The sequence below is a fragment of the Polaribacter marinivivus genome, assembly GCF_042651285.1.
Classification (GTDB): domain Bacteria; phylum Bacteroidota; class Bacteroidia; order Flavobacteriales; family Flavobacteriaceae; genus Polaribacter; species Polaribacter marinivivus.
The window spans coordinates 65,396-78,052 of sequence record NZ_JBHSCY010000001.1 but is presented as its reverse complement, the minus strand read 5'-3'; the positions used below and the strand labels follow the sequence as shown (position 1 = coordinate 78,052).

Here is a 12,657-nt window from a genome sequence, read left to right as displayed (position 1 = left end):
ACATTAAAAAAAAGTGAAGTTGCAAAACTTCACTTTTTTTATTATAATTATTAATAATTAAATTAATTAATCTTTATAACCAAATCGTTTCAATTGATCTTTATCACTTCTCCAGTTTTTATTTACTTTAACATATAGTTCAATAAATACTTTTTTCTGAAAAAATCGTTCTAAATCTTTTCTTGCTTCTGCACCAACTCTTTTTATAGCAGTTCCTTTATGCCCTATAATAATACCTTTTTGAGTATCTCTTTCTACCATAATAATAGATCGAATTCTTATTATAGAATCTTCTTCTATAAAGCTTTCTGTTTCAACTTCAACAGAATAAGGAATTTCCTTTTTGTAATGAGTTAATATTTTTTCTCTAATTTTTTCATTTACAAAAAATCGTTCAGATTTATCTGTTAGTTGATCTTTAGGATAAAAAGGTGGACCTTCTGGAAGTAATTCAATTATTTTGTAAAAAACAGCTTCTACATTAAATTTTTCTAAAGCAGATATCACATAAACAAAAGAGTTAGGTACTTTTTCTCTCCAATATTTTATCTTTTCATCAACTTCTTCTTTTGTTGATTTATCAATTTTATTTAATAATAAAATAACAGGTATTTTACTGTGAATAATCTTATTAAAAAATGCCTCATTCTTTAATTCTTTTTCACCTACTTCTACCATGTAAATTAAAACATCAGCATCATCAAATGCAGATTTTACAAAATCCATCATAGATGTTTGTAATTCGTATGCTGGTTTTATGATTCCTGGAGTGTCAGAAAATATGATCTGATATTCTTCATGGTTAACAATTCCCAAGATTCTGTGTCTTGTAGTTTGTGCTTTTGAAGTTATAATTGATAGTTTTTCACCAACCAATGCATTCATTAATGTTGATTTTCCAACATTTGGATTCCCTATAATATTTACAAAACCTGCTTTGTGTATCATTCTACAAAGATACTTGGTTTATTGAATTAGCTGAAATTAAACTAAATAAAAAATAATTAGTTTAAAGTTTGGAAATTACTTTTAATGTATCGTATATTTGTAGTCCAAATCGCGGGATAGAGCAGTAGGTAGCTCGTCGGGCTCATAACCCGAAGGTCACTGGTTCGAGTCCAGTTCCCGCTACTACTTTAAAGTCAATAATAGAACGGATTGTTTACGAACAATCCGTTTTTTTATGCCTTTAAGTTTCTTACTTTTACGTACAGTAAACGCTACAGTAAACGTTTTTTCTATGAAATTGAATTATTCAGAACCAAAAATTTATACAGGAGGTGTTGATATATCTCAATGGGCTAAGCTTAGCTCATTAACCAAAAAAGAAGCATTATCAAAAGATTGGTTTGTATATTATTCTTATAGAGACCCAAAAACTGGAAAGTTAAAAAGGCAATCCCATATTAAGGCTGGAGCAAATAAACTAAAGACAAAAAAAGAGCGATATTCTTTTTTAAAAACGATGCAACAAGCACTATTAGAATTGTTAAAATATGGATTTAATCCTTATGAGGATAACTCTAATTTAGAAAAATCTTTTTTGAATAAGTCTTATTCTAAAGTAAATAATTTAGATAAATTAAGTAAAGTCGATAGCAAATATCATGAAAATAAAACTTTAGAGAGTAATAGTGAAGAAATTTTAAATATTTATGATGCATTTCAAATGGCACTGGACTTAAAATCTAATATGATGAATAGAAATTCCTTTGTACAATATAAAAGTAGGATTCGACTTTTTGAGAAATGGCTGAAAGAAAAGAATTATTATCAAAATAAGATTAATTTTATTACGAAGAAAATTATTATCAATTATTTAAATGATGTTTTAAAACGAACAAGTGCTAGAAATCGAAATAACTCTAGAACTGATATTGCTTCTACTTTTCAACTTTTAGAGGATAATGAATTAATCCAGTATAATTTTGTTAGTAAAATACCAGTTTTAAAAACCACTCCAAAGCGTAACAAGACCTATACACCAATTCAGGAAAAGGAAATTTATGAGTATTTAAAAACGAAGGATCCTCATCTACTATTATTTATAAAATTTATATCCTACAGCATTTTGAGACCTATTGAGATTTGTAGATTGAAAATAGAGGATGTAGATATAAAAGATAAAAAGTTATACGTTAAAGCGAAGAACAAACCAGTTCAAATAAAAATTATTCCAGATATTTTATTAGAATCCTTGCCTGATTTATCAAATAAGAATCCTAAATCCTATTTATTTGGTCGATATGAAATAGGAAGCTTTTGGGATGCGCAAGAAGTAAATAAAAGGAATGAATTTTCGAAAAGATTTAAAATTATAAAAGATCACTTTAATTTAGGGAGTGATTATGGAATGTATAGTTTTAAACATACATTTATAACAAAACTTTATAAAGCATATAGAAAGGAAATGTCTCAATATGAAGCGAAAAGTAAACTATTACCAATAAGTGGACATACTACCATGAAAGCATTAGAGAAATATTTGCGCGATATAGATGCAGAGTTACCAGAAGATTATTCGAAATTATTGAGAGAAATTAAAAAAGGATAAGATGTCAATAAAAAGAAAATACTGGTCTTCTATAAAAGATGATAAATTTTATACTTTAACAAAAGATGAGCAAATCAACTTTTTACATAGTCATGGACTGTACATTGAATATAATGTTTTTTCTTCTTCTGAGTTAATTATTAAGAAAGGAGTATTACACTTACCAAAATATTCTAAAGAAATAAAACCTTCAGAAGATTTAATAAATGTATTTTATGAATTTGTAATAGAAAAGTATCAATATGAAATTGATAAATATTTTTATCTTTTTTTTAAAGAATTTAATGATGTTGTTTTTGGTAAGGAATTGATTTTACAAAAGAATTTTGCTGTTGAAAATTTTAAAACTATTTATGATGATTTAAACTTGAAGTTTGATTTACTGAGAAAGGAAACTTCGGAGAACAATATTGAAAATATACTGCAATCAGATCGATTTCAAATTTTATATGGAGTGAGAAACGGAATGAAATCAAAGCTTGCAGCTTTTGAATCTTTAATAGCTTATTTGGGAGGGAATGAAAAATATTTTGATTCTTCAAAGTTTTATGAGACAGATGATTTCCAAATAGTGTTAAAATTCGAAAAATATTTAAAGGTTTTAGTTAGTTTGAACGACCGTTATCAAATTATTGAAGATGACTACTTTAATAATACAGGCAAATTAAAAGCAAGATATGAATTATATAAAGGTATATTTTCTACTTTCGAAGTATTTAATTTTACTGATAATTATATTAAGAAATTAAATGAAAATAAGCCTTCAAAAATAGACAGTCTCCATCAAGCCCTTACAGAACTAGATTTAATCTCTAAAAGTAAGAAGGCTTTTATGGATTTTATTATAACTGAATATAAAATTCCTGTCATAAAAATAAGAAATTACCCTAGAGATGTAAACAGAGATCATGATTTTAGAGTTAAAAAAATAAAAGAAGATTTATTGAATTTGCCTGCAGAAAAATCTTAATTATGGGAAAAGACATAAAAATCGATTACCAGACATAAATAGACACCATTTAGACATTATATAATTCGTACTGTTCATACTTCAAATCTATAACTTAGACTAATCTTAAGTTAATAGATTAGTAATGAATTCAGATATAGTTTATCAAGTAGCAAAAGCACTTCCAATGGAAGAGCAATTGTTGTTGTTTGAAAAACTAAAGAATGATTTTAAAAGGCTCGAATCAAACACTAAAAAAGCCAATTTTGAATTCAAAAAATCTGATGCGATACATTACTTATTAACCAATATTTTTAATAAAAAATAGAAATAACCTAGTAATAAACAACGATTAAACGTTAATCGTACGTAAAACTAACGACTAATGGAGACACGAACATATGTTTGTAAATATTGTCAAAAGGAATATTTGCCAAAGAGGAGAAGAGTTCAGAAATTTTGTAGTTCAAGCTGTAGAGTATCTTCCCACAGATTGCAATACAAAAAAAAGGACAATCAATTGGATTTATCTAAAAAGGAAAATAATCAAATTAAAATCAATAAAATGAGTTCTGCTGGTATTGGAAATGCTGCTTTAGGTTCGATGGCGAGTGATTTTTTAATATCAACTTTTACTCCTGAAGCGAACAAGCCAGCTACAAGAGGTCAGATGAATCAATTAATTAACAAAATCAAGAGATATCAAGAAATTAGAAATCATCCTGATAATGTAAGAGGAGAAAAGGCTTATTATGATAATGAACTTAAAATAATCGTTTTTAGAAAAAAATCATTTTCTTAAAAGACCACAAAAATTCAGCAAAGCTGAACCAATGAATCTAATAAATGACTATTTAGTTGGTAATAATGTTTAAAGTTTTTTAGCCTTTATTCAAGACTGGTCAGCGGTCTAGTATAACCGTCAGTTACGGGTTAATATGCGTTAATTTTCGGTTAAGAACTGGCGTTAGCAATTCCGAGTGGATTCGGACGTAGTCGAATCCGCCGTAATTGCGGTTATACATTGTTGTGCAACGTATTTTTTTATCCATTTTTCTTTTTTACAAATTTGCCAATAAACACTATTCCAACCGCCTGAATTAAAGTATTTAATAAAAGTAGTATTAGGTTGTTGGATTTCCAAAAATCAGTATTTGATTGAATCAATGGAAATCCACCTTTGAATAATCCAACTGGAAATCCGATTATACTATTCACAATTCTATTGAATTCCACCTGCCCTGAATTCACATCATCTCCCATTGAAAGAATTGTCAAAACAACGGTTATTATCGCCAATCCTATTAGAATAAAAACCATTGTCAATAAAATTTGATAGATAACTTTTGTCCTATTCATAAGGTTTTATTTCTATCCATTCACCGTTAACCAGCTTCTCGAATTTTCCAAATTCAGGTTTTCCATTTTCACGTCCTTTAATTCGGATAGGATTTATCCAATCGTGCTGACAATTTGGTTCGGGATTTGGTATCTCTTTCCAATCAGTTTTTTTAATTCCGTATTCCAATTCACAGGATTCCATAGCTTCATTTTCCGATTCGTACAATTCGTCAAATTCGGAACTACAGTCATCTAATTTTTTATATCCGAAAAGATATGAACCAAAGTCATCATCGTTATAAATCATAAGTCGGACAATTCCATCTTTCGGTTTGGTCAGATTCACAATTTTTCTCATTCAGCGTTTTGGTTTTGGGATATGTTGCACAACGTGTTTGTGTTATAGAAAGTTGCGAATTTTAAGAACGGCTAATTTTCCGCAGGAAAATTGACGTTTGCAAAAATGAAGCAACTTTTAGTTAAGCTAAAAATAAGCAATTTTTTATACACGGTGTTGGTGGTAGTTTATTCCTCTCTAACTGGGTTTAACTTATATTTGTTTTCAAGTATTAATTCATCTATATAATTATTCAAACTGTCTAAAGAAGAAATATTTTCATTTTGAACAATAATTAATTTTTTATTTGTATTAATTAGTTTCCCAAATTGGATTTCCGTATAAATTCCATCAAGAATATGTTTATTAATATATTCATTCTTTAAAGTGTCAACTTCTAATAAATTAATCTTATTTATAAATTCTTTTGTTTCAGTTTTTGATAGTTTTCTTTCGTACACAATTTTTTCAGTACAATCTTCAAAATCACAATTTGTCTTTATTGTAAGACTGTTATTTCTAATTTCATATTTCAAATGAAATCCACTTCCTCCAAAATAATGATTCACTTTAATAATTTCAGGTCTACTTAAATCACAACCAATTAAAAAGATTAGCAATATTAAATTCAATATTTTTTTATTCATTTTGTTAATTTAATATGATTGAAATTTAATTATAAATTCAGACGTTTCTATGTAATTACCACCAACGTGTTTGTGTAAGGTTAGTTGCGTGCTTCAAGCAATTAATTTAGTAGATTAATCACGAACGGCGAAATTCCGAAGGAATTTCCCAAGTGAGCCAAAACCAGCAATTAATTTTACACGGTGTTGTAAAACGTTATTTATTTTCAGTTTCTATTTTTATATGATTCAGTACTCGTTTATGTATTCTGTGAATTATAAAATCAGACCAAGTTTTCCAGTAAATCTCTGGTGTAATATCTACTTTGTACCAAGTCGTTCCTTCTAATTCCGTTTTATTTTCTCCGATTTTGGTCAGTTTAAATTGACCTTTATATGACTTGAAATAGCCATCTAAATGTGGTGGATGAATTTCCCAAAACGGATTAAATTCATTCATAGGAATTGGTTGTTCTTTTACGTCAAATTGTAATAAATTCGGTTCGTTCCATTTTGTGATTGGTTCTACAAAACTTCCAGTTGTAAAATTACAATATCTTATTGCTCCAATTCCAGTTCCTTTAATTGTTGCGTCTGTCGGATATGAGATTCCAGTTTTAAATATCCAGTCAGTTGGTTCGTCTATTTTGTCAAAAGTCACAACATTTTTCCAAACATTCTCAATATTTGAGTTAACAATAACTTTCGTTCTAACAGGAATTAAGTTTTCAGGTTCATTTAAATAGTCGAAACTCATTGAACTTACGCAAATGATAAAAAGTCCAATTGTTGTATTTGTCGGATTTATCCACTTTCCAGAGTTCGCTTTAAATCCTAAATAAGAGCCAAGCCAAACTAATAAAGCAATTAATGGTAAAGACATTGCAATACAAATCATTCCTTCAATTGCGAAAATTAAAAGTCCAATTAAAACAATTCCGAGTGTTAGAAAACTTAATTTATAACTCTCTTTTTTACTTATTTCAGATAATTTTCCATTAATAAAAGGTGGAAGAAATCCAATTATGAATGGAATAATAAGAAATACAGTCCAACCATATTCTTTAAAAATTCCAATTTCTATATATCCTAAAATCGCAGATACGATTAGAGTGATTAAAATTGAAAATATTTTTGGATTTTTCTTCATTTGCAGGATTTCGTTCTAAAGTTTTACAACGTGTTTGTGTATGGAAAGTTGCGTTTTTGTGTGCGAGGATTTTCCGAAGGAAAATCAGACGTAACAAAAATGCAACGACCTTTGGTTAAGCACTAATTTAGCAATTTTTTATACACGTTGTTAGGGTACGTTTTTTATTCTCTATATTTTATTTTTCTCGTCTTAACCATCTTTGTTTTTTTCTTTTTCAACTTTCCGCTTTCAGTTTGAATATGGCTATATCTTTTTTTTGAAATCCAATTTCCTTTTTTGTCATACTTATATTCAATTGTGTAACAAACATTATCATTGTCGTTCCAATTTCTTTTGTAAAATATTAAATCTCCTTGTTCATTATATTTATTCGAAGTCTTTTGTTTTTTCTCTCCAGAATGACTTATGGCTCTATTGTTAGAATTAACCAGCTCATTTTTATTGTTATATTGATTAACGACGACGACGTTATTTTCTAAATCGTAATTTGCAGTTTCATAACCAATTAAACTACCATTTCCATTAAAGTTCTCAAGTCTAATTAAGTTTTTTTCTTTGTCCAAGAAGTATTGAGCGATATTCGAAATTTGTTTTTGAGAATTATAATCTATCTGAACAAAATTGCCAATTGAATCATATTTATATTCAGTGTGTTTTGTTTGATATCCAATTATGTTTATCCATCTCTTGTTGTCAAGTCTAACTCTCCTTTGCAAACTGTCATACTTATAAATATTTAACCAAATCAATTTATTTTTGTCATCGAACCTTTTTAGGCTTGTCAATTGCATTGACTTATTGAAGTCCTTATGCTCAATTTCCGTTTTAATTCCGTCCGAATTATAAAAACTCGTTTTTTCAATAATTTGAGCAAAATTTGCATTCTTTTCGTATTTGGTAGCATTGCTGTTATAACTTGCTATTGACTGTGAAAAGGTCAGTTGCGATAGAAGGAAAGTAGCTATTAAAATTGTTAATCTCATTGATGTTTACTTGGTTTCTGTAAATGTACCCTAACGTGTTTGTGTTATGAAAAGTTGCGTATTTGAGAACGGCTAATTTTCCGAAGGAAAATTTGATGTTCGAAAAGAAGCAACTTACTTTGTTTAAGCTAAAAATAGCAATTTTTTATACACGGTGTTGTGCGTTCGTACTTTTATTTCCAAACCTCATTTAATGTCTCTCTAAATAAATTGTCAAGCTTTTCAGTTTCGGGTTTGAGATTTATATTATAATATTCTACTTTTTTTTCAAAATATTCAATTTGCTTTTCAACAAATTTATTAATTATTTCAATTCGTGGTTCTTTGTCAAGTTCCTCGCCTGATTTTTTTCGTTCCAACAACTTCTCGATTTCTTTTTTCAATTCAGGATTCTCAACTTGTGTATTAACAAGCTTTTCAAATTCCATTGGTGCCATTGTTCCTATAGATTCAATCCATTTACAAGCTAAAATAGGTCTCAAAACGTAAAAGTATTTTTTCACTCTTACTAAATCAGTTTGTAGGTAATCTCGATAATTGCCTTTTGCCATATGCAAATAGTGATACGTACAAGATTTTGGGTTAAAATAATATTTAGTCAATTCACGCATTTTTTCGGCTGTCGAATATTGTTCTAAATAAATTAATGGACTTCTCAGCCATTCTAACAATGGTGGGTTTGATTTCCTAAATAATTTTAGTGTTTTTCGTAATTCCCAACCTGCAAAGTCTAAATCATTAGGTAACATAACTTCCATATTGTCTTTTTTGTCGTCAATAGACAAATACCAATTCGGATTTTGTATGTACAAGAATCTTACGTCCCAATCGCTGTCAGTTGAGGCAAAACCCCAAGCTCTACTTCCAGATTCCACAGCATAGAGAATTTGAATATCATTCTCTTTTTCAATTCGTTTTAATTCTGTTCTTATTTGTTCAGTCAATTTTCTCGGTTTTTTTTGGGTATGACGCACAACGTTTCTCGTATAAGATTAGTTGCGTTTTTGTGCCCGAGGATTTTCCGAAGGAAAATCAGAAGTAGCAAAAATGCAACGAACTTTGTCTAAGCACTAAAATAGCAATTAATTTTATACAGTGTTGGCAACTGGCTTTGTTTTTTATTGTTGAATTTAATGCAATATTTCAACTTCTAGAATTTGATGCTTTATTCAGAAACGCATTGAAAGTATGATGTTAAAAGTTATTTTTTTCTGGTAAATCGCTGATAGAATAATTAACAAGCTTATCTCTTAGTTTATTCCAATTAGAAAAAATTTTAATTTTATATTCATCAAATTCTTTAGAATCAAAAAGTTCAATAAAATTTATTAATTTCTCTGAGTCATAAGTTATTTTTAAGTAAGTTTCTTCAGCTTTTTTTATAATTTGTGGTATGTTATTAGATGCGAAATGTAATAGCTTTTCTTTTTCCAATACTTTTAATTCTAAAATACTTAAAATATTATCAATAATAAATTTTAATCTAATAATTGTTGGAGGGTGTCTTAAATTCGGAGTTTTGTTAATTTCGAATTTATTTAAATTTTGAAATCTAAGAAAGATGTAAGTATAGAATAAATAATTTTCAAGAGTCTCGATATTTTTCTTACTTAGTTTTAAAAAGCTTGTTTCTTTATTAATAATTTGATGTTCTATGTTAAATATAAAAAAATAATTTACAGAAAAGGAATCAGCATCCATTTCTAGTGTTTGTAATTCACTTCTAGATAATTTTTCATTTTCTTTAAGATCTAAGTGTCCTCTAATAATGTGACAAAGTTCATGAGTGAATATTGTTTGAAAGATCACTTGAAAAAGAGGTATGTTTTCATGAAATAAGGCATTATTATTCTTAAAAAGATTAGATTCATCTTTTTGATCAAAGGAAATGTTATTCCGAAAATTAGTTATACTAAGCTTTGAATCGACTGTGTTAGAATTAACTTTAAATATTAAATCTTGAATTATATAAAAAACACCGCTAAAAATACCTATGAAATAATCATTGTCATATTTTTTTACCATTATTTTAAATGAATTGTTTTCTATAAAGTAATAATAAACATTTGGCATTTTAGAAAATCTCACATAATAATAGCTTAATCTCAAGTCTAAGAAGTTTGTAATAATCATTTTTTGAATAGGATGATCTAAACCACCTATATTTCCATAATTTTTAAAAATATTTTTTGCTACATCGATTTTTTTTAAATTTTCATAATTACTATTTCTAGGACTTATAATAGATAATTGGTTAGCAATTCTGCTGGCTAATTTTAAATTATAATGATATTCTTCCATGTGCTTGTTGCCAACGTGATTGTATAAGATTAGTTGCGTGGTTTAAGCACTAAAATTAGCAAATAAATCACAGATAGAAAGTCAGTGAGGATTTTTAGAAGTAGGCTATAACCAAGCTATTAATTTTATACGGTGTTGTGCTTTTGTTATTTTTATGCCATAACTGCAACAGCTCTAACCGGTGATCCCGTTCCTCCTTTAATTTTCAGCGGAAGTCCGATAAACTGAAATCTACCTCTTCCAATCAATAAATGAAGATTTATCAAATTCTCATAATGCGTAAAATTCAATTCTCCACAAATTTCATGAACTTCCTTATTAGATACTCCTGAAACACCAGGTGACATGGTTTCTACTCCAAATGCTGATATGCTTTTATCGCCGAACCAACGAGCAGTTGCTGTTGAAATTCCGGGGCCATTACTCCAGTTTTTTCCATTGAAATTCTTTCGATAATGGTTAGTATAAAACAAAACAGTATCTCCTTTTTTAATTTCTAGTTTGGCTTTAGCACAAGCTTTTTCAATTTCTAGAGGTTCAATTAACTCTTTCAACCCTTTGTGAGAAAAGTCCAAACATATTCCTTCTGTATAAAACATAGACAAAGGCATAGTGTCAATTGACTTCCCCTTGTGTTGAATTGCCATATGGTTTATAGCATCAACGTGAGTTCCGGTGTGTTCACCCAATTCTAATTTATGCACAGCAGGAGTTTTCGTTATAGGATTTTTTATTCCGTTCCACTCCTCATGAGAATTGTGTACCTTCATTTTAACTTGTGGCAAGTCTTTATAGACAGGCATTCCTTCATAGATTTCTTGGCTTAGATCAATAATTTCTGGCATATGATATGATTGGTTTCAGTTTTTAGATGTTTTGTGCTTAGTCAAGAAACTCATCAATACTTACCTTCCTACTGCTATTATTCGCTTCCTTTACCGCTTGAAGCATTTTATCTAATTCTTTTCTGTTCAGTAGCTTTCCGTTAGTAATTACAGATTCAATACTTTGGGTGTTGCTGATGTCTTCTAATGGATTTTTGCTTAGAAGTACTAAATCGGCTTGATAACCTTTTTCGATATTACCTGTATTCATTTTCATCCATTTAGCAGCATCTGAAGTTGTGGAACGCAATACTTGCGCATTGCTCATACCAACATTATTGAGTGAAACAAACTCATCATGCAGTGAAAACCCTGGAACCGTACCTGCAGTATTAGCATCAGTGCCAGCAAGCAAAATCACCTTATTTTTTATCATTGATTTCGTAACAATGTGAATGGCTTTCACATAGGTGTTCCAGTAAATCTCAGAAAGCCTTTTCCATTCAGGGTCTTTCAATACTTCAACATTTTCATAGTGATTGTTGTCAGGAAGCCATCCCTTTGCCTTTTTTGAGCCTTCAACTTGACCAGGATTGGCATATTCGAGGGGGATTTCTTTGACAAACTGCTCACATTGAAACATTTGCCTCGGAATACTTTCCATTAACCAAAGGGTGCTACTCACTACGATATTGTTGTCTCTTATCTTTACTGAAATTGAATCAGCTTGCTCTTCAACATACTTAAGAAATTCTTCTGCATTTTTGGAATTCACACCACCAAAACATTTTTGCAAGTTTTTTACCACCTCTTCCACATGAGCCAATTGAGATTGTCCAGAAGTATAAAACCGCTCTAAACCAACATTTGAACTAACATGGCCTATGGCTTGAATATCTTGTTTTTGAGCTTCATCAACCAAAGCTTTATAAATTTCAGAATTTAGAAAACTACTCAGTTTTATCGCATCATATCCTTTCTGTTTATAGGCTTTAACTGCTTTTTGAGCCTGTTTTAACGTTGTATAATTTGCTCTTGCCCCAAACCAACTTCTTATCTTAGGCATCAACCCTTTTTGGCTACCTAGCTTTCTGGTAGATACAAATATGTTAGGGCTTAGAGCTCCATTTTTAGCTGCTTCACGCCAATTCAAGTGTCTTTCTTGACCAAAAAGTTCCGCTACACTGGTCACGCCATTGGCAAGATATAGTAAGAGGTCATTCTTACTTCTTTGAAGATGCATATGGGTGTCAATAAATCCTGGTAATAAGAACTGTCCGCGGCCGTCGACTTCGACAAAACCCTCTGGAATAGTTACATTTTTTGCTACCGATTCAATTAATCCATCTTTGATTAGAACTGTTGTGCTGTCTATCATTTCAGAGCAGTCGGGAGATAGTACATTTACATTTATGATTGCAATGGGTGACGTTATTGGGTTGAATAAGGAAGCATCAACTATTTCTGTTTTACCTCCTGTGTGTTGTTTAATTTGATTTTTTATTCCAACACAAGATACGATACCAATCATGGTGAAAATTGAGAACACAGCAATTGCCCATTTTTTAATTGATTTATTTTTCATAATA

Annotated in this window: 14 protein-coding genes and 1 tRNA gene; 5 read left to right on the top strand and 10 right to left on the bottom strand. The window is 29.5% G+C overall.

Annotated features, from left to right (window positions below):
* Positions 1-66: 66 nt before the first annotated feature.
* Complete coding sequence (gene era, locus ACFOWD_RS00410) at positions 67-948, bottom strand: GTPase Era (RefSeq protein WP_298995598.1); 882 nt, start codon at positions 946-948, stop codon at positions 67-69.
* Positions 949-1,058: 110 nt separating this feature from the next.
* On the opposite strand from era, the gene ACFOWD_RS00405 reads away from it, so the two are divergent.
* From ACFOWD_RS00405 to ACFOWD_RS00385, 5 genes are all read left to right on the top strand, one after another.
* A tRNA-Met gene (locus ACFOWD_RS00405) sits at positions 1,059-1,131 on the top strand.
* A gap of 52 nt (positions 1,132-1,183) precedes the next feature.
* The gene (locus ACFOWD_RS00400) at positions 1,184-2,554 is read left to right on the top strand and encodes a tyrosine-type recombinase/integrase (RefSeq protein ID WP_377407183.1); all 1,371 of its coding nucleotides are present in this window, start codon (positions 1,184-1,186) and stop codon (positions 2,552-2,554) included.
* Position 2,555: 1 nt separating this feature from the next.
* A complete protein-coding gene (locus ACFOWD_RS00395) occupies positions 2,556-3,524 on the top strand; it encodes a hypothetical protein (protein WP_377407181.1) in 969 nt (322 codons plus the stop codon).
* A 124-nt stretch (positions 3,525-3,648) separates the two neighbouring features.
* The gene (locus ACFOWD_RS00390; RefSeq protein WP_377407179.1) at positions 3,649-3,831 is read left to right on the top strand and encodes a hypothetical protein; all 183 of its coding nucleotides are present in this window, start codon (positions 3,649-3,651) and stop codon (positions 3,829-3,831) included.
* A gap of 192 nt (positions 3,832-4,023) precedes the next feature.
* Positions 4,024-4,305 (top strand): hypothetical protein, encoded by a 282-nt coding sequence (locus ACFOWD_RS00385; protein ID WP_377407177.1) that lies wholly within the window; start codon positions 4,024-4,026, stop codon positions 4,303-4,305.
* A 242-nt stretch (positions 4,306-4,547) separates the two neighbouring features.
* Here the strand turns inward: ACFOWD_RS00385 and ACFOWD_RS00380 are convergent, their stop codons facing one another.
* The 9 genes from ACFOWD_RS00380 to ACFOWD_RS00340 all read right to left on the bottom strand — a co-directional run bounded on the left by ACFOWD_RS00380 (position 4,548) and on the right by ACFOWD_RS00340 (position 12,653).
* Positions 4,548-4,862, bottom strand: a complete 315-nt coding sequence (locus ACFOWD_RS00380; protein WP_377407176.1) for a hypothetical protein — start codon at positions 4,860-4,862, stop codon at positions 4,548-4,550.
* Entirely contained in the window at positions 4,855-5,202 is a 348-nt protein-coding gene (locus ACFOWD_RS00375) for a hypothetical protein (protein ID WP_377407175.1), read from the bottom strand. The genes ACFOWD_RS00380 and ACFOWD_RS00375 overlap by 8 nt, the downstream gene beginning before the upstream one ends.
* A gap of 167 nt (positions 5,203-5,369) precedes the next feature.
* Complete coding sequence (locus ACFOWD_RS00370) at positions 5,370-5,828, bottom strand: hypothetical protein (protein WP_377407173.1); 459 nt, start codon at positions 5,826-5,828, stop codon at positions 5,370-5,372.
* A gap of 196 nt (positions 5,829-6,024) precedes the next feature.
* Entirely contained in the window at positions 6,025-6,957 is a 933-nt protein-coding gene (locus tag ACFOWD_RS00365) for a hypothetical protein (protein WP_377407171.1), read from the bottom strand.
* A gap of 164 nt (positions 6,958-7,121) precedes the next feature.
* A complete protein-coding gene (locus tag ACFOWD_RS00360; protein ID WP_377407169.1) occupies positions 7,122-7,943 on the bottom strand; it encodes a hypothetical protein in 822 nt (273 codons plus the stop codon).
* A gap of 173 nt (positions 7,944-8,116) precedes the next feature.
* Positions 8,117-8,887 carry a nucleotidyltransferase domain-containing protein gene (locus ACFOWD_RS00355; RefSeq protein WP_377407167.1) on the bottom strand — a complete coding sequence of 257 codons (771 nt, stop codon included), beginning with the start codon at positions 8,885-8,887 and terminating at the stop codon, positions 8,117-8,119.
* Positions 8,888-9,137: 250 nt separating this feature from the next.
* On the bottom strand, positions 9,138-10,244 hold the full coding sequence (locus tag ACFOWD_RS00350; RefSeq protein ID WP_377407165.1) for a hypothetical protein: 1,107 nt from the start codon (positions 10,242-10,244) through the stop codon (positions 9,138-9,140).
* Positions 10,245-10,396: 152 nt separating this feature from the next.
* A complete protein-coding gene (locus tag ACFOWD_RS00345; RefSeq protein WP_377407163.1) occupies positions 10,397-11,089 on the bottom strand; it encodes a cyclase family protein in 693 nt (230 codons plus the stop codon).
* 37 nt (positions 11,090-11,126) lie between these two features.
* On the bottom strand, positions 11,127-12,653 hold the full coding sequence (locus tag ACFOWD_RS00340) for an amidohydrolase family protein (protein WP_377407161.1): 1,527 nt from the start codon (positions 12,651-12,653) through the stop codon (positions 11,127-11,129).
* Positions 12,654-12,657 lie beyond the last annotated feature (4 nt).